This window comes from Ruminococcus sp. RTP21484sp1_RTP21277st1_D2_RTP21277_210401, from assembly GCF_040924225.1.
In the GTDB taxonomy this organism is placed as follows: Bacteria; Bacillota; Clostridia; order Lachnospirales; family Lachnospiraceae; genus Blautia_A; species Blautia_A faecis.
Genome location: NZ_JBCOMJ010000005.1, coordinates 129,757 through 146,942 on the forward strand (window position 1 = coordinate 129,757; position 17,186 = coordinate 146,942).

General features: G+C 42.4%; 16 protein-coding genes. 13 read left to right on the top strand and 3 right to left on the bottom strand.

Annotated features, from left to right (window positions below):
* Positions 1–55: 55 nt before the first annotated feature.
* The 6 genes from AB5706_RS05695 to AB5706_RS05720 all read left to right on the top strand — a co-directional run bounded on the left by AB5706_RS05695 (position 56) and on the right by AB5706_RS05720 (position 5,610).
* Positions 56–508, top strand: coding sequence for a single-stranded DNA-binding protein (locus tag AB5706_RS05695; RefSeq protein WP_118583680.1), 453 nt, complete (start codon positions 56–58; stop codon positions 506–508).
* A gap of 42 nt (positions 509–550) precedes the next feature.
* On the top strand, positions 551–817 hold the full coding sequence (gene rpsR / locus AB5706_RS05700) for a 30S ribosomal protein S18 (protein WP_118583682.1): 267 nt from the start codon (positions 551–553) through the stop codon (positions 815–817).
* A gap of 156 nt (positions 818–973) precedes the next feature.
* Entirely contained in the window at positions 974–3,028 is a 2,055-nt protein-coding gene (locus tag AB5706_RS05705) for a DHH family phosphoesterase (protein WP_368365935.1), read from the top strand.
* Positions 3,025–3,474 carry a 50S ribosomal protein L9 gene (gene rplI / locus AB5706_RS05710; protein ID WP_118583688.1) on the top strand — a complete coding sequence of 150 codons (450 nt, stop codon included), beginning with the start codon at positions 3,025–3,027 and terminating at the stop codon, positions 3,472–3,474. The genes AB5706_RS05705 and rplI overlap by 4 nt, the downstream gene beginning before the upstream one ends.
* A 64-nt stretch (positions 3,475–3,538) precedes the next feature.
* Entirely contained in the window at positions 3,539–4,867 is a 1,329-nt protein-coding gene (gene dnaB, locus AB5706_RS05715; RefSeq protein ID WP_118583698.1) for a replicative DNA helicase, read from the top strand.
* A gap of 188 nt (positions 4,868–5,055) precedes the next feature.
* The gene (locus AB5706_RS05720; RefSeq protein ID WP_368365936.1) at positions 5,056–5,610 is read left to right on the top strand and encodes a MerR family transcriptional regulator; all 555 of its coding nucleotides are present in this window, start codon (positions 5,056–5,058) and stop codon (positions 5,608–5,610) included.
* A 68-nt stretch (positions 5,611–5,678) separates the two neighbouring features.
* Here the strand turns inward: AB5706_RS05720 and AB5706_RS05725 are convergent, their stop codons facing one another.
* Positions 5,679–5,849, bottom strand: a complete 171-nt coding sequence (locus tag AB5706_RS05725) for a DUF362 domain-containing protein (RefSeq protein WP_118583690.1) — start codon at positions 5,847–5,849, stop codon at positions 5,679–5,681.
* Between the two features lie 297 nt (positions 5,850–6,146).
* Between AB5706_RS05725 and AB5706_RS05730 the strand changes: the two genes are divergently transcribed.
* The gene (locus tag AB5706_RS05730) at positions 6,147–6,350 is read left to right on the top strand and encodes a DUF1858 domain-containing protein (RefSeq protein WP_117851487.1); all 204 of its coding nucleotides are present in this window, start codon (positions 6,147–6,149) and stop codon (positions 6,348–6,350) included.
* Here AB5706_RS05730 and AB5706_RS05735 read toward each other — a convergent pair.
* Positions 6,312–6,518: a DUF6783 domain-containing protein gene (locus tag AB5706_RS05735; protein ID WP_368365937.1), complete on the bottom strand. Its 207-nt coding sequence runs from the start codon at positions 6,516–6,518 to the stop codon at positions 6,312–6,314. The genes AB5706_RS05730 and AB5706_RS05735 overlap by 39 nt on opposite strands.
* A gap of 98 nt (positions 6,519–6,616) precedes the next feature.
* On the bottom strand, positions 6,617–7,396 hold the full coding sequence (locus AB5706_RS05745) for an adaptor protein MecA (protein ID WP_148463156.1): 780 nt from the start codon (positions 7,394–7,396) through the stop codon (positions 6,617–6,619).
* A 1,290-nt stretch (positions 7,397–8,686) separates the two neighbouring features.
* On the opposite strand from AB5706_RS05745, the gene AB5706_RS05750 reads away from it, so the two are divergent.
* From AB5706_RS05750 to rpiB, 6 genes are all read left to right on the top strand, one after another.
* Positions 8,687–10,345, top strand: coding sequence for a glycosyl hydrolase family 18 protein (locus tag AB5706_RS05750; protein ID WP_173718844.1), 1,659 nt, complete (start codon positions 8,687–8,689; stop codon positions 10,343–10,345).
* A 191-nt stretch (positions 10,346–10,536) separates the two neighbouring features.
* Positions 10,537–11,223 carry an N-acetylmuramoyl-L-alanine amidase gene (locus AB5706_RS05755; RefSeq protein ID WP_226815392.1) on the top strand — a complete coding sequence of 229 codons (687 nt, stop codon included), beginning with the start codon at positions 10,537–10,539 and terminating at the stop codon, positions 11,221–11,223.
* A 109-nt stretch (positions 11,224–11,332) separates the two neighbouring features.
* A complete protein-coding gene (locus tag AB5706_RS05760; protein ID WP_148463158.1) occupies positions 11,333–13,315 on the top strand; it encodes a hypothetical protein in 1,983 nt (660 codons plus the stop codon).
* On the top strand, positions 13,299–15,572 hold the full coding sequence (locus tag AB5706_RS05765) for a DUF2298 domain-containing protein (protein ID WP_148463159.1): 2,274 nt from the start codon (positions 13,299–13,301) through the stop codon (positions 15,570–15,572). The genes AB5706_RS05760 and AB5706_RS05765 overlap by 17 nt, the downstream gene beginning before the upstream one ends.
* A gap of 63 nt (positions 15,573–15,635) precedes the next feature.
* A complete protein-coding gene (locus AB5706_RS05770) occupies positions 15,636–16,700 on the top strand; it encodes an L-threonylcarbamoyladenylate synthase (RefSeq protein ID WP_148463160.1) in 1,065 nt (354 codons plus the stop codon).
* Positions 16,697–17,131 carry a ribose 5-phosphate isomerase B gene (rpiB, locus tag AB5706_RS05775; protein WP_118581537.1) on the top strand — a complete coding sequence of 145 codons (435 nt, stop codon included), beginning with the start codon at positions 16,697–16,699 and terminating at the stop codon, positions 17,129–17,131. Before AB5706_RS05770 ends, rpiB begins: the two co-directional genes overlap by 4 nt.
* The last annotated feature ends 55 nt before the right edge of the window (positions 17,132–17,186 follow it).

The following is a 17,186-nucleotide window of genomic DNA, read 5'->3' on the forward strand; positions in this document are numbered from 1 at the left end:
TTAGAAAGCACCATTAAGAGCCCGTTCACTTAGTATATTAAGAGAGGTAAGAAGAATGAACAAAGTAATTTTAATGGGACGCTTAACAAGAGATCCTGAGGTAAGATATTCCGCAGGAGAGAATGCACTGGCAATTGCCAGATACACATTAGCGGTAGACAGAAGATTCCGTCGCGACGGAGAAGCAAGTGCTGATTTCATTCAGTGTGTTTCTTTTGGACGTACGGCAGAGTTTGCTGAGAAGTATTTCCGTCAGGGACTGAAGATTGCCGTTACAGGTCGTATTCAGACCGGAAGCTATACCAACCGTGATGGACAGAAGGTTTACACTACAGAGGTTGTTGTGGAAGATCAGGAGTTTGCTGAGAGCAAGGCTTCCAGCGACAGTTATGCTGCTTCCCATCCGCGCACAAGTGCACCGGAGGCATCTATGCCGAACCCGGGAACCGCTGCAGAGGGCTTTATGAACATTCCGGATGGCATTGACGAGGAATTGCCATTTAACTAGAGCTTAGCTCTTAGAACTGAATAAAACAGGAGGAAAACCAACATGGCTTACAATAATAGAAGCGAAAGACCAGATTCTCCAATGAAGAGAAGAGGCGGCCGCAGAAGAAAAAAAGTTTGCGTATTCTGTGGTAAAGAGAATAACGAGATCGATTACAAGGATGTAGCAAAATTAAGAAAATATGTTTCCGAGAGAGGAAAAATCCTTCCTAGAAGAATCACAGGAAACTGCGCGAAACATCAGAGAGCTCTGACTGTTGCTGTTAAGAGAGCACGTCATCTTGCTATGATGCCATACATCCAGGACTAATTTGGAAGTGTTTACCGCCATCCGGAAGGATGGCGGTTTTTCTGTCTAATCTTCTATGGAAAAATCCTTAGAAATCTGTTATACTATCTGGCAAAGGCGTATTTTGCCTGTCACTATGTAAAAGGTACCTGAAGATTTGTAAGTGAGGATAAACTTATGAATAAAAAACTGAAATTCAAGGGATCCATGAAGCAGTTCATGAGGTGGCCACTGTATCTGACCATTCTTCTTATATGGCTGGATATTCTTATTTTTATGATAAGTGTGAAAGCAGGAATTCTTGCTACACTTGGAATTGTGGTATATATTGTGGCAGCACTTCTGCTTACCCGCTTTTATAGGCCGCTGATTCTCAATGATCTGATCGCGTTTGCCAATCAGTATGAATCTCTTGAGAAGCGTCTTCTGGATGATCTGGCTCTTCCCTATGCCATTATGGACACCAATGGAAGAATGATCTGGTCTAACAAGGTGTTTGCAGAGCTTACCGGGAAAGAACAGCTGTATAACAAGCACATTACCACTATTTTTCCGGAGATCACACCGGATAAACTTCCTGTACCTGAGAAACAGGAGATCACAGAGATGAGCACCAACTTTGGTGACAGGATCTATCGTGTTTCCATGCAGCTGGTTACTATGAAAGATGTGGTAAATGAAGCCCGTATTCTGGAAAATGTGGATGCAGACATTAATCTTGTGGCAATGTTTTTCTATGATGAGACAGAGCTTCAGGAATATATTCAGAAGAATGAGGATGATAAGCTGGTAGTTGCTCTGGCATATCTGGACAATTATGAAGAAGCTCTGGAAGGTGTGGAAGAAGTCAGAAGATCCCTTCTGATCGCACTGATCGACAGGAAAATCACCAAGTATTTTTCCAATTTTGACGGACTTGTACGCAAGCTGGAGCGGGATAAATACTTCCTGATCATGCGTCAGAGTTCCCTGGAAGCATTGAAAGAACAGCGTTTTCATATTCTGGATGAAGTTAAGACGGTCAATATTGGTAATGAAATGGCAGTCACCCTAAGTATCGGTATTGGTCTGAACGGCGCAAACTATCTGCAGAATTATGAATATTGCCGTATTGCCATTGAGATGGCTCTTGGACGCGGCGGTGACCAGGTAGTAATTAAGAATGGAGATTCTATCGCCTATTTTGGCGGAAAATCCCAGCAGGTGGAGAAAAATACCCGCGTAAAGGCCCGAGTGAAGGCACAGGCTCTGAAAGAGTTTATGAGCACCAAGGATCGTGTTGTGGTTATGGGACATAAGATCACAGACGTAGATGCCCTTGGGGCTGCAATCGGTATTTATCGCGCAGGAAAGACCCTTGGCAAGCCAGTCTATATTGTAGTAAATGATCCGACCACATCCATCCGTCCGTTGATGGCGGGGTATATCAATAATCCGGATTATGAGCCTTCCATGTTTGTAGATTGTGCCCAGGCAAAGGATCTTGTGGATAATAATACAGTTGTGGTTGTGGTGGACACAAACAAACCAAGTTATACAGAGTGTCAGGATCTTCTTTATCTGACCAGGACGATCGTGGTGCTGGATCATCACAGAAGAGGCAGTGAAGTGATACAGAACGCAGTACTTTCCTATGTGGAGCCATATGCATCCTCCACATGTGAGATGGTTGCCGAGATCCTTCAGTATTTTGACGAGGATCTGCGTCTTCGCAGCCTGGAGGCGGATTGTCTGTATGCAGGTATGGTAATTGATACCAATAATTTTACTACACGCTCCGGCGTGCGTACTTTCGAAGCAGCTGCTTATCTTCGGAGAAATGGCGCAGATATTACAAGAGTCCGCAAAATGCTTCGGGATAACATTGATGCATATAAAGCAAGAGCGGAAGTTGTCCGCACTGCCCAGATTTACAGAAATTGTTTTGCAATAGGAAGATGCCCCAGCGAGGGGTTGGAAAGTCCTACAGTAGTAGGAGCCCAGGCCGCAAATGAGCTTCTGAATATTGCAGGTGTGAAGGCTTCTTTTGTTCTTACTCCATATAATAATGAGGTGTATGTAAGTGCCCGTGCCATTGATGAGGTCAATGTGCAGGTTATGATGGAGAGAATGGGCGGCGGAGGTCATCTGAACATTGCCGGAGCCCAGGTGAAGGCTACGGAAGATGAGACAGAGAAAATGATCAAAGATATTATAGATCAGTTATACCAGGAAGGAGAATTCAAAGAATGAAAGTAATTTTACTGGAAGATGTAAAAGCCCTTGGAAAAAAGGGAGAGATTGTAAACGTCAGTGACGGATATGCAAGAAACATGATCCTGCCGAAGAAGCTTGGACTTGAGGCAACTCCAAAGAACTTAAATGATCTGAAGCTTCAGAAGGCAAATGAAGAGAAAGTTGCCCAGGAGAATTTAGAAGCTGCCAGAGCTTTTGCCAAGAATCTTGAAGATAAAGAGGTTATTCTTACTCTTAAAGTGGGAGAGGGCGGAAGAACATTTGGCTCTGTTTCCACAAAAGAAATTTCAGAAGCTGCCAAGAAACAGCTGAATCTCGATATAGAGAAAAAGAAACTGGTACTTCCAAACCCGATCCGCAATCTTGGCGTAACAAATGTACCGGTTAAGCTTCATCCTAAGGTAACCGGAAGCCTGAAAGTATGGGTAAAGGAAGAGGCATAAGGGCTACTGTGAAGAAGTGTAAACAGTAATGCATAAAGCTGCAGGAGAGGATGTTTTTTACGAAATGGAAGAAGCATTGATCAAGAGGATACTTCCTCACAGCATTGAAGCGGAACAGTCCGTTATTGGTTCCATGATCCTGGACCGTGATGCCATTCTGGTAGCATCAGAGATTCTTACAAGTGATGACTTTTACCAGAGCCAGTATGGTATTATTTTTGATGCCATGGTGGAGTTATGTAATGAAGGAAAGCCGGTGGATCTGATCACTCTTCAGAACCGTCTGAAAGAGAAGGAACTTCCACCAGATATCAGCAGTATGGAATATGTAAGAGATCTGATTTCTGCAGTTCCCACTTCTGCCAACGTAAAGTATTATGCCAATATTGTCAGCGAAAAGGCTGTCCTTCGAAGACTGATCAAAGTGAATGAGGAAGTGGAAAATGCCTGCTATATGGAGAAAGAAGGCACACAAATGATCCTGGAGGAAGCGGAGAAGAAATTGTTTAATGTTCTTCAGAGACGCTCCAGTGATGAGTTTGTGCCTATCCAGCAGGTGGTTTTGAATGCGGTGAACAATATTGAGAAAGCTTCCAAGATGAAGGGAACGGTAACTGGTATTCCTACCGGTTTCGTGGATCTGGATTACAAGACCTCCGGAATGCATGCTTCAGACCTGGTGCTGATCGCAGCCCGTCCGTCTATGGGAAAAACTGCTTTCGTTCTTAATATTGCCCAGTATATGGCATTTCGTAAGGACGTTACGGTAGCGATATTCAGTCTGGAGATGTCCAAGGAGCAGCTTGTAAACCGTCTCCTTGCCATGGAATCTCATGTGGATTCCCAGAATATGAGAACTGGTAATCTGAAAGACGAGGATTGGACCAAGCTGGTGGAGGGTGCAGATATTATCGGACGCTCTAATCTTATTATTGATGATACCCCCGGTATTTCCATTTCCGAGCTGCGTTCCAAGTGCCGAAAATACAAATTAGAGCACAATCTTGGAATTATTATGATTGATTATCTTCAGCTGATGAGTGGAAGCGGACATTCTGATTCCAGACAGCAGGAAATTTCCGATATTTCACGTTCACTGAAAGCACTTGCCCGTGAGATCAGCGTTCCGGTCATTGCACTTTCACAGCTCAGTCGAGCTGTAGAGCAGCGCCCGGATCACAGACCTATGCTTTCTGACCTGCGAGAGTCGGGAGCTATTGAGCAGGATGCTGATATGGTAATGTTTATCTACCGTGATGATTATTATCATAAGGATACGGAGAAAAAGGGAATTGCTGAGATCATTATAGCGAAACAGAGAAACGGTCCTATTGGTACCGTTGAGCTGGTATGGCTGCCTCAGTATACACAGTTTGTAAATATGAAAAAATAAGGAAATGCTGATTGATTATGGTATTTCTTCGAAAAGGCCGGCATGTTATGTCGACCTTTTTTTCTTGCATTTGAAAGTCCTTTTGTTATAATAAAAACAGTGAATTATGCTATTGTTCATGCAGATGCTGTCTGGCAGCCAGACTGATTCGTTTTGTGGACAGCAACAATTTCATGAGGAGGGGTAGTATGGAAAAATGCTATACCGTGGCTGAGACTGTGAAGCTGACAGGGGTGAAATCATATGTCCTTCGTTATTGGGAGGATGAACTTTCCCTTCCTATTCGCAGAAATGAGCTGGGGCATCGCTGCTACACCCAGGATGATATTCAACTGTTTTTGAACATTAAAGAACTAAAGAACAGAGGCTTGCAGCTTCGGGCGATACATGATCTTCTTCCAAAGCTTACCAAAAAAGAAGGAATGGAAGTAATCGTGCCGGAAGAAAAGGATAAAATACATTTACTGGAATCTGAGAGTATAGAAAAAGACGAGAATGAAACAAGAGATACACTTCGGGAAGAACTGCTGGAGAATGTTCAGAATTTTAAAGCGGAGCCAGATAAAAAGATTCTGGAGTTTCAGGAGATATTAGAACGTCTGATTACTCAGGAGCTTCATGCCCAAAAAGAAGGAGAAGACAGGTGGCGCACTCTGGATGCAGCCATCAGGAGACAGCAGATGGCAAGAAGAGAAGCAGCTGCATCTTCGGAGAAGAAGGGAAAAAAGAAAAACGGAGTGTAGAATGTGTTTGAAAAAGGGGAGCTCCATAGGAAGCTCCCCTTCATGCTATCATCACTTATGTGGGAAAATCAACCCTCGCTGATAGCGCCTGTAGGACAGGCATCAGCACAAGTTCCGCAGTCCATGCAGGAATCTGCATCGATTACGTAATGATCATCTCCCTGAGAAATAGCACCTGCTGGGCACTCGCTCTCGCATGTTCCACAGCTTACGCACTCGTCAGAAATTACATATGCCATTGTTATATCCTCCTTTAATCTCTTTAGTTCCCTTATGATTACTGTTCACAGAGTGAACAGAAACCCTTTCTGGGATATGAGTCTATTCTAATATATATGTCAAAGGATATCAAGTACAAAATTATAAACAAAATTTTAGAATTGTGACGGTTGCGCAAATGTGTATTTGGTATTATAATAGTGGAACGTGGAGAGTTACTGCCGGTTTTGATGTAATGGCAGGGAATTTTTTACGAGAGAAGCAGTTGCTGGTCAGGTATGAACAGTAACTCGATATAAAAAAGGAGGAAACAGATCATGGCACAGGTGACAAAAGATATGCTGATTGGTCAGCTTCTTCAGTTAGATCCTAATATGGCTGGTATTCTTATGGCATCCGGTATGGGATGTGTAGGATGCCCATCCGCACAGATGGAATCTCTGGAGGAGGCTGCTATGGTACACGGAATTGATGCTGATGTTTTAATCCAGCAGCTGAACGATTATCTTGCAGGCCGTTAGTATATAGTTTCTTGACGGGCTGTTCCGGTTGAGAAGGTAACCCCGACAGAGTATATACGAACTTATAATAAAAAGGACTGGCGATTTGCCAGTCCTTTTTAATAAGGTTTTAGAGCGTGTTTGAAAAAGGCTTTCTGCAAGATGTGCGTCACAATTTGCGGGAATGATTTTTCAAACACGCTCTAGCATGTTCAAAATGTCTGCGCAGCGTGCAGGCATTTTGGAATTGTCAGGCGGAGAATCCTGGAGGCAGGATTCTTTTTATTTCAGATTTTTGCAAGCTGCTGCAAGGCTTTGCGGGAAATAAGCTCACCATGTTCCTTTAAATGAGCCTCTCCGGCAGCAGTAAAAGCGCGTCCGCTGCCGTATTCAGAAAGAATATTGCATACTTTATTGAATTCTTCTGCTGTGCAGGAGGATTGATGTACAATCAGCTGGTAAAGGGAATTCTCATCCTTGTAAAGGGTATTGATGCCTTTATAGAAGCCATCCAGTCCATGTGCGGCAGCAATGACATCATCCAGAGTATGGAAAGTATAGAGCCGTATCAGGTTTACCGAAACTTTCCGGGTATTGGAAACAGATTCAGAAGCTTCCGTACTTCTGGAAGTCCTGGAAGCTCCAGATTCTTTGACCTCCTTGTTACTGGAAGAAGCTCCCTGAGAGGCTGCTTTCTGTGTCTCCTCATATAATTTCTGGAAGATATCGATGATATTATCAGCACCATCGAAATGAAGGGTATCTTGCTTGGTTTTTTTATATGGTGAAAATTTGGAGAAACGAGTGTCAAGTTCTTCGGGATCCTCTACCTTGGTGACAATCAGAATGACACTTTCACCGTTTACGGGAATTGCCTCGATCATCAGCGGGATGTTATCAGCTTCAAAGCCAAATTCAATCTGAGCCTGCTGCATCATTTCACGGAAAAGCTTCTTGGCTTTATCTGTGCCGTAGGCAAGCTCGCTGATACGGATCTGGTGGCTGTCCAGATCTTCCTTTGTAAGAGTACAGCGGATTTGATTGTCACTGATTTTTTCTATTTTCATATGATCACATCCTGTTCTTGGAAATAGTGTTTATTATTAAAAGATTACCATAATCAGTTGTTAATGCTCACTTCGCGAATAACAACACACTTCGCGATGCACAGAAATCATACATTCGCATGATTTCGCGCCGGGTTCCCCAGGTTTTCTGTGAACTATATTCACAAAAATACCTTGCGGAACACTACCAGTGAACAGTAACAATCAGCTATCTTGATTCCTCATTGTATAATATATGTTTCAAAAGTGCAATAGGAAAAAAACAGGTAATTTCAGTTTGCAAATTTCAGTTGCAACTTATTAAATTTTTCGAAACAGAATGGAAAAAAAGAATAAACTGGTCAAAATCTATTGCATAATGGAAAATGAATCCGTATAATGGGGAACAAGAAAAAAGAAATGGATCTGTGACTCACAAGCAATTGAGAACAGAGATAACACAGATTCGTATTAAATATTAACATTAACATCTATTTTTTCTAAAAACAGCGTCGATTTATCATGCAGCGTATCAGCTGGGGCGGTGTTTGCATTCCCTGAAGATGAAATGAGCTCACATTCCGTCTCTTTTTTCTGCAAAATGATTCAGGTGTTTTCTGAATCCATAAAGGAGGAAAGGAGGTTAGGACACGAAGCGTATATCACGATCAGGAAAGGAAGAATCCTGCAGATCGCTGGAGGGTGAGCTGAATCAGTATGAAGAACTGGGAATTGCTCTTTATCTGGAAGGGCTGCCCAGTGATGCCAGAGCCATTGCAAAAGCCTGTCAGATTGCAGATGGCGGAGGATATATGCGGGATTATACAGAGGACGAGAATGGGCATATAGCCCGTGTGGATTTCGATTTTGTAATCGATGATCAGCAGTTGTAAGCCATGAATATTCAGTACATACCGGAATTTCTTCAAGACCAGCAGTTTCCCCCTACTCATGCTTTGGCAGGAAGAAATTTCCGGTGCTGCTGATTGCAGGAATGATTCTAGTACATCGAATATTAAGTAATTGCCATATTGACTTGTCTGATTTTTCATCTGCTGCGTTGTCGTCAGTCGCCGTAGCCACCGCTACGCCTCCTTCCTCCGCCTTGCATATGAGAAAATCATCCTACGTCAATATAGCAGATACTTAATTTTCGATGTACTAGATACCAACATTCAATAATGTAAACAAATTGTAAAAAGTCGAATTATGTAATACAATCCTGAAAAAAAATATGTTATAATGATAATCAATTGTGGAAAAGTCCGCAGCAGATATCAATTAGACGTTCACTGAGAGGATAAATATTTTATGAAGAGAAGAATTAATCCTGTAGTAGTGGTATGCATGCTGATCGCAGCAGTTACCCTGATCGGAATTGTTACAACCCTGATCATGCGCCGCATTCCTACCAGGAAACAGATGGATTTGACTGAATATTATGGACAGACAGACGATTCAGAAGCCGTAATTATAGTAGGTACCCAGATTCTGGAGCAGAAGGCAGTTATGTCTGGCGAACAGCCATATCTTCCTGTAGATGTGGTGGATAGTTATCTGAACCAGAGATATTACTGGGATGAAGAAGGTCAGCAGATTCTGTACGCTACTCCGTCGGAGCTGATTTATACACCTGCTTCCGCTGAGGCGGGCGGTGATGTATGGCTGAAGGACGGAACCGCTTATCTGAGCCTTGATTTTATAAAGAGATATACAGATCTGGATACTTATGTGTACCAGCAGCCAAACCGTATAGCGATTCAGAAGGATTTTTCAGGCGTATCAGTTGTCACAGCAACTAAGGATACATATGTGCGCTACCGTGGAGGAATCAAATCAGAAGTACTGTCCAGGGTAAACAAAGGAGATAATCTGATCCTTATGGAAGAACTGGAGAACTGGGATCAGGTAGCCACATGGGACGGTTATATCGGATATATAGAGAAGAGCAGTGTAAGTGATGTTCAGAATCTGAATATGGACAGAGAAGCAGTTGGGGAATCTTATACTTATCTTACCATGGACCAGCCAGTGAATCTGGTATGGCATCAGGTAATGTCCACAGATGCCAATGCAGGACTTTCAGAGGCTATTCAGAATATGACCGGAGTGAATGTAATTTCACCAACCTGGTTCTATGTAACTGACAACAATGGTAATATTATCAACAATGCTACAGCTGATTATGTATCTCTTGCCCATGAAAAAGGGCTGAAGGTATGGGGACTTGTGGACAATTTTACGCAGGACATCAGTACTTATGAGGTATTGTCCAGAACAAGTTCCAGACAGAATCTGGTTTCACAGTTGGTGAATGCAGCTGTTGGAGCTGGAATTGATGGAATTAATGTGGATTTCGAGCAGCTTAGTGAGGACGTGGGCGTTCATTTCCTGGAGTTCCTCCGGGAGCTTTCTATAGAATGCCATAAGAACAATCTTGTTCTTTCCGTAGACAATCCGGTTCCAGAGGATTTCACCAGTCATTATGACAGGGCTGAACAGGGCAAGGTAGTAGATTATGTCATTATTATGGGATATGACGAGCACTACGTTGGATCCGAGGAAGCGGGCTCAGTAGCGTCTCTTCCATGGGTAGAGAAGGGAATTCAGGATACTATCGCTGAAGTTCCGGCGCAGCGTGTGATCAATGCAGTTCCATTTTACACAAGATTATGGAAAACAGAAGCTGGCAGCTTATCCAGTGAGGCAATTGGCATGGATACTGCCCAGGAAGTAGTAAATACAAATAATGCCCAGGTATACTGGGACAGCGATGTAAGTCAGAATTATGGAAGCTTTGAGAAGGATGGATGCACTTACCAGATCTGGATTGAGGATTCTCAGTCTATTGCAGCGAAGGTACAGCTGGTACAGAAATATAATCTTGCCGGTGTGGCAGCATGGAAATTGGGATTTGAGAATAGCAGTATCTGGCAGGTGATCACAGATAATCTGTCTGCGTCTAATTAAAACAGGTACTATTTTGCGAAGCATATTGCTGTGAGGGTACTGAACAGTTACGCCTTTTTCAAACATGCTCTAATACACGAATGATAAAAACACTCTCTGAGACATATAAATAATGTGAAGGTCGTGAACAGCGACAAAAGACGAAAGTTTAACGATAACATTATATATTATATGCCAGGGGGTGTTTTATATTGAAAAAGCATATAGTGGAGCTGATTATGGGATGTCTTTTGCTGATATGCTTTTATTATCTTTCCCGCGAGGCGGCAGCAGTATCGGTAGAGATGAATCAGAAGCAGGTAATTGTGGTGGATTGTGGTCATGGAGGAATGGATCCAGGTATGATCGGGATAGACGGTCTGAAGGAGAAGGATGTAAATCTTGCCATTGGCCTGAAAGTGAAAAGTGCATTGGAAAAGAAAGATTTTCAGGTGGTTATGACCAGGGAAACAGACGTGGGATTATACGATGAAGACTCTAATAATAAGAAAGTACAGGATATGCAAAAAAGGATTTTTCTTATTCAGGAAGTAAAGCCTGTACTTGCAGTAAGTATCCATCAGAACAGTTACGAAGATTCTGGGGTGAAGGGTCCTCAGGTTTTCTATTATCGGGACTCTGTTAAGGGAGAAGAACTGGCGGAAATAATTCAGGAGAAACTGAATGATTATCTTGAGGTGGAGCGGCCAAGGCAGGCGAAAGGAAATACTACTTATTATCTTTTGAAACGAAGCCCGGGGATATTGAATATTGTGGAGTGTGGATTCCTTACGAACCCGGAAGAAGCCGGAAAACTGTTACAGGATGATTATCAGGAAAAAGTAGCGGCAGCAGTGGCTGACGGTGTGGAAGAATACATAAAAAATAATGAACAATGAGAATCCTCTGTTAATGAAAAAACATTTCAGTTTATCAAAAACTATACACTTTTCAGAAGCTGTGGATTCTGCTATACTGGACTGGAAAAAATAAGCGAGGGAAAATACCATGTTAGGATGTGTTTATCTGATTCTGGCAGCATTATTGGGTAGGGAAATTACCCATAATTTTTTGCCGGAACAAAGAATGAGAGAAAAAGGAATCACGCCCTTGTGGGTGACTTTTGCAGCGTCATTTGGAAGTGGTGTGCTGCTTATGACCTGGGCTGTCTATATAGCAGCATGGCTGCTAAGCGTGTACTCTGAAGCGGAGAACCCCCTCTTTGGAGCAAATCTGATGGTGATGGCAGCTGTGGGGATATTTTTGCTCTTGTGCTGTTATAGAAGAAAAGGTTCTTTTGGGAAATTTATTAAAAGACTTTCCGGCGAGGTTCCTCCAGCGAAAGAAATCGTGTTCTTATTGATTTTACTGGCGGGAATTACCTGGATCATGGTATTTGTATTTCATGTTAGTGACGGATATTTGTATTCCGGATTTACTGTATTTGGAGATTATGCCCCTCATACAGCGATGATGAGATCATTTTCGCTGGGAAATAATTTCCCCACGCAGTATCCTCATTTTGGTGGTGAAGATGTAAAATACCATTTTATGTTTCAGTTTCTGACAGGAAACCTGGAATATCTTGGAATGAGAATTGATATAGCGTACAATGCCGTAAGCAGTCTGTCACTCTGGTGCTTCTTTATCATGCTGTATTCTATGGCGAAAAGGTTCTTTGGCAGTATGAGTGCCGGAGTGCTTTCTGTTTTGTTTGTTGTATTTCGAAGTGGAACTGCTTTTTTCAGATTTGCATATGAACATTTACAGGCTGGTGATTTGTGGGAGACTCTGGCCGGGAATACTGCTTTTATTGGATATACCCCCAATGAGAACTGGGGACTTTGGAATTTTAATGTATATTTGAATCAGCGGCACTTGGGATTTGGTCTTTTGATGGCTGCGCTGGTATTATGGATTTTCCTGGACTGGGTGGAAGAAAGCTGTGCAGAGAAAGATAAGGGAATATTGTGGCTGAAGAACAGATTTCTTACAAAAAAAGCATGGATGTTTAAGAAACCTGATACAGCTCTTTTTGCCGGAATGCTATTGGGTCTGTGTTCATTTTGGAATGGAGCTGCTGTAATTGCATGTCTTCTGATTCTTATGGGATTTGCCTTTTTTTCTGATGGAAAACTTGACTATCTGATTCTGGCAATCGTGACAGTTGTGTTCTCGGAAATTCAATCTAAAATGTTTGTATGGGGAAGTGTTGTATCACCTTCTGTATATTTTGGATTTCTGGCAGAAAAGAAATCACTTCCAGGCATAGCTGTATATTTATTTGAAATAAGCGGCATTGTTTTCCTTGGCGTTTTAGTACTGCTGTTTTTTCTGAAAAAAATGGAAAGAGCAGTTGCAGTGAGTATACTTTTCCCAACAATCTTTGCATTTGTGGCGTCTCTTACACCAGATATAAACGTGAATCATAAATATATTATAATATCTTATGCATTCCTTGCTGTTTTCTGGGGTGGAGCTGTAAGCAGATTGTTCCATTGGAAAGGTGCTGTTGGGAAAATTTTGAGTTTGATTCTGGCACTTAGTCTGACCATAACAGGAATTTATGATTTTGCAGTAATCCTAAAAGATAATGATTCGGGACATCGGGTTTCTGTGAACCTGAACAGTGGACTGACCAGCTGGCTTGCAGAAAATCTGAAAAAAGACGATCTGATTTTGACACCGGAATACAGTATAAATGAAGTCACTATGTCAGGGGTTATGATGTATCTGGGATGGCCTTATTATGCATGGTCCGCAGGCTATGACACTTATTACAGGGCTGCCAGGGCAGTAGAAATCTATACAACAGCCAGCGCACAGGTACTAAAGAAAACAGTTGAGGAAGAACAAATTACATATATCCTTTTTGAGGAAGGTATGAAATTTGAGGAGAAAGAATGCCGCGAAGATGTGATTGCGGATACATATCCTCTGGTGTATCAGTCAGATGACGGGAGAATAAGAATTTATGGAACAAAAGAATAAGAAAAAAATCAGTACACAAACAATAATTAAACTTCTGCTGGCGGTGGTGCTGCTTGGCCTATCTGCATTTTTACTGAAAGGTGATGTGTGGACTTTCTGGACTTGGTGGCTTCTGGCGGGAGTGATGGGATTTGCTGCAATGCCTGTTACAGGAAGACTGTTCTGGCGTTTTGAGGACAAAGGATGGATTTTTTCTAAGGTACTGGCGATTGCTGCAACAGGTTTTCTTACCTGGTTTCTGACAGCTATCAGACTAATCCCTTTTAATGCCCTGACTTGTGCTGCTGTAACAATCCTATGCGCAGTTATCTGTTTTTTCCTTCTTCGAAAGGAATCAAAAGAAAAGACAGAATGTTTTCCAGTTGACAGGATTTCTCTGATTTACTGGGAAGAATTATTGTTTTTCCTTGCATTTCTTATGTGGACATATCTGGCAGGATTCCGCCCTGCTGCATATGGAACCGAGAAGTTCATGGATTATGGTTTTATGGAAGCTATGATGAGAAGCACCACACTTCCGGCAAGAGATCTGTGGTATTCAGAAGGACATATTAATTATTATTATGGCGGTCAGTATTTTGCTGTTTTTCTTACCAAGCTTTCCCATACAAAGGTGGAACTGACTTACAATCTTATGCGTACTTTTGTAGCCGGACTGGCTTTTGCAATGCCATTTTCCCTTGTTTACCAGATGATGTCAGACCGTATGAAGGGACAGCAAAAAAGCGAAAAAGTAATAAAAGGACTTCCTTTTGCAGCTGGATTTACAGCTGGTACAGCTGTTTCCATTGCAGGAAATATGCATTACGTAATTTATGCGCAGATCATTCCCCTGATTGAGAAGCTGACAGGTAAGGAAGTGAGCAGTTACTGGTTTCCGGATGCTACCCGCTATATAGGATATAATCCATATCGTGAGGAAGACCGGACGATACATGAATTTCCCTGCTATTCTTTTGTACTGGGAGATCTTCATGCTCATGTGGTAAATATTATGTTTGTACTTCTTGTAATAGCATTTCTTTATGTATGGCTAAGGGGTGTGCGCAAGAAAACAGTACCGGTTGAGACTTCCATGAAAGATGGAAAATTCTGGAAAGAGCAGCTTCTTATGACTCATCTTCTGGTAATCAGTGCGCTTCTCGGAATGTTTCAGTGGACAAATTTCTGGGATTTTGTAATTTATTATGTAGTAACTCTTGGAACGGTGCTTTTTGCCAATATTATCCGTTTCCAGGGAAAAATAAAGAAAATCATGGTTGTAACTTTTGCACAAATGGCAGAAATCTATCTGCTTGCCTATCTTGTGATCCTGCCATTTACCTTACAGTTTGACACTATGGTGGATGGAATAGGAATTGCCAAGTACCATTCCTATTTCTACCAGCTGCTGGTTCTCTGGGGACTTCCGGCAGTTCTTACCATTACATTTGTAATTTCTATTCTCTGGGAAAAGCTGCGGGGGATGGAGCACAAGAGCCTGTACCGTCTTATGAAAGCTATCCGCACGGCAGATCTTTTTGCCATTATTATGGGACTTTGCGCTATTGGTCTGGTGGTAATCCCGGAATTTGTTTACGTGCGTGATATTTATGAAAATGGAAATGCCAGGGCAAACACTATGTTCAAGCTTACTTATCAGGCATATATTATGTTTGCACTGACTATGGGATATGGAATTTACAGACTTCTGGCTGTTAGCAGACAGAAAGTATTTAAGATCATTTCCGGAATCTGTCTGTTTTTCCTGATCTGGACGGTAGGATATTTTGGAAAAAGTGTGGATTCCTGGTTTGGAAAGGTTTTGAATCCGTCAGGCTATCAGGGGCTTTATGCTCTGGGCTATCTGGATACGGATTTTTCAGAGGATGTGTCTGCAATCCAATGGCTAAAGGAGAATATTAAAGGGGCTCCGGTAGTGCTGGAGGCAAACGGTGACAGCTACAGCGGTTATGAGCGTGTTTCTGCAGCTACAGGTCTTCCAACAATTCTTGGCTGGTATGTACACGAATGGCTCTGGAGGAATGATACAGATGATCTGAACCGGAAACAGGCAGATATTATGAGTATTTATACTTCACAGGATGAGACCCAGGTAAGAGCTCTTCTTACGGAATATGGTGTTTCCTATATCTTTGTGGGCTCTAAAGAAAGAGAGAAATATGAGGACAGCCTGAATAATGCACTTCTTCAGTCACTTGGAGAAATTGTATTTATGGATGAAGATTCCGGCACTTATATTGTTAAGGTGGATTGACAAGGTTTTTAAACTGGTGTTATATTAAAGAATACTGAAAAATTAATAGAAAGCTGGACTAAAATGAAAGCAGAAATTGTAGCTATGACGGCAGATGCTATCGACCATGCGGCACTTGCCAGAGGCGGAGAGATATTGAAACAGGGAGGACTGGTGGCATTCCCTACAGAAACTGTTTACGGTCTTGGAGGAAATGCACTGGATCCTATGGCTTCGAAGAAGATATATGCAGCCAAGGGACGTCCTTCGGATAACCCGTTGATCGTTCATATTGCAGATTTAAATGCGCTGGTTCCAATTGTAAAGGAAGTACCGGAGAAGGCGAAGATACTGGCAGAGAAATTCTGGCCTGGTCCCCTGACTATGATTTTTGAGAAATCAGACTTGGTTCCATTGGAGACAACTGGTGGTCTCAACAGTGTAGCTGTGCGTTTTCCAAGTGATCCCATTGCAGCGGAGCTTATTTTGCAGGCAGGGGGATACGTGGCAGCGCCAAGTGCAAATACTTCCGGACGGCCAAGCCCGACTACAGCACAGCATGTTGAGGAGGACTTAGGGGATGCCATTGAGATGATCATTGATGGAGGTCCTGTGGGAATTGGCCTGGAGTCAACGATTGTAGATTTTACCGAGGACGTGCCGGTGGTTTTAAGACCCGGTTATATTTCACTGGAAATGCTCCAGGAGGTTCTTGGTGATGTGAGAATGGACAAAGGTCTTATAAAGCCTGATAGTAAAGTTCATCCCAAGGCGCCGGGAATGAAATATCGGCATTATGCACCGAAAGCAGATCTTGCAATTGTGGAGGGCCCCACAGAAGAAGTAATAAATGCCATTAATCAGTTTGTAAAGGAAGATCAGGCAAATGGACTTCAGGCGGGGATTATTGCCACAGAAGAGACTATTTCCAGATATCCCTGTGGAACTGTGAAGTGTATTGGAAGCAGAGAGGCAGAGGAAACCATTGCTCATAACCTTTATGAGGTGCTGCGTGAATTCGATCAGTGCCAGGTAAGCAAAATTTATTCCGAAGCTTTTTATACCCCAAAAATGGGACAGGCAATTATGAACCGGCTTCTAAAAGCAGCCGGTCACAAAATAATCAATATAAGGAGAGAAGAACAATGAGAGTAGCATTAGGTAGTGATCATGGCGGATTTGAACTGAAACAGGAGATTATCAAATATCTGGAAGAAAAGAATATTGAGTATAAGGATTACGGCTGCTACAGCACAGAGTCCACAGACTATCCGATCTATGCAAAGAAAGTTGCACATGGGATTCTGGACGGAGAGTGTGAGCTTGGAATCCTTGTATGCGGAACAGGTATTGGTATTTCTATCACTGCAAACAAAATTAAGGGAATTCGTGCAGCAGTATGTACAGACTGCTTTACTGCTGAAGCAACCAGACTTCACAATGACGCAAACATCCTTGCGCTTGGAGGCCGTGTAGTTGGACCTGGACTTGCAGTTAAGATTGTGGATACTTTCCTGAATACACCATTTTCAGGAGATGAGAGACATATCCGCCGAATTGCTCAGATCGAGACGGAATAGGAAGGAGAGCTCTTCTATGGAGAACACAAATCAGAAAAACACCGGGAATATACAG

Excerpts from the sequence above, each read along its gene's own strand:
- AB5706_RS05695 (WP_118583680.1), top strand. The coding sequence starts at position 56 with ATGAACAAAGTAATTTTAATGGGACGCTTAACAAGAGATCCTGAGGTA.
- rpsR (WP_118583682.1), top strand. The coding sequence starts at position 551 with ATGGCTTACAATAATAGAAGCGAAAGACCAGATTCTCCAATGAAGAGA.
- AB5706_RS05705 (WP_368365935.1), top strand. The coding sequence starts at position 974 with ATGAATAAAAAACTGAAATTCAAGGGATCCATGAAGCAGTTCATGAGG.
- rplI (WP_118583688.1), top strand. The coding sequence starts at position 3,025 with ATGAAAGTAATTTTACTGGAAGATGTAAAAGCCCTTGGAAAAAAGGGA.
- dnaB (WP_118583698.1), top strand. The coding sequence starts at position 3,539 with ATGGAAGAAGCATTGATCAAGAGGATACTTCCTCACAGCATTGAAGCG.
- AB5706_RS05720 (WP_368365936.1), top strand. The coding sequence starts at position 5,056 with ATGGAAAAATGCTATACCGTGGCTGAGACTGTGAAGCTGACAGGGGTG.
- AB5706_RS05725 (WP_118583690.1), bottom strand. The coding sequence starts at position 5,849 with ATGGCATATGTAATTTCTGACGAGTGCGTAAGCTGTGGAACATGCGAG.
- AB5706_RS05730 (WP_117851487.1), top strand. The coding sequence starts at position 6,147 with ATGGCACAGGTGACAAAAGATATGCTGATTGGTCAGCTTCTTCAGTTA.
- AB5706_RS05745 (WP_148463156.1), bottom strand. The coding sequence starts at position 7,396 with ATGAAAATAGAAAAAATCAGTGACAATCAAATCCGCTGTACTCTTACA.
- AB5706_RS05750 (WP_173718844.1), top strand. The coding sequence starts at position 8,687 with ATGAAGAGAAGAATTAATCCTGTAGTAGTGGTATGCATGCTGATCGCA.
- AB5706_RS05760 (WP_148463158.1), top strand. The coding sequence starts at position 11,333 with ATGTTAGGATGTGTTTATCTGATTCTGGCAGCATTATTGGGTAGGGAA.
- AB5706_RS05765 (WP_148463159.1), top strand. The coding sequence starts at position 13,299 with ATGGAACAAAAGAATAAGAAAAAAATCAGTACACAAACAATAATTAAA.
- AB5706_RS05770 (WP_148463160.1), top strand. The coding sequence starts at position 15,636 with ATGAAAGCAGAAATTGTAGCTATGACGGCAGATGCTATCGACCATGCG.
- rpiB (WP_118581537.1), top strand. The coding sequence starts at position 16,697 with ATGAGAGTAGCATTAGGTAGTGATCATGGCGGATTTGAACTGAAACAG.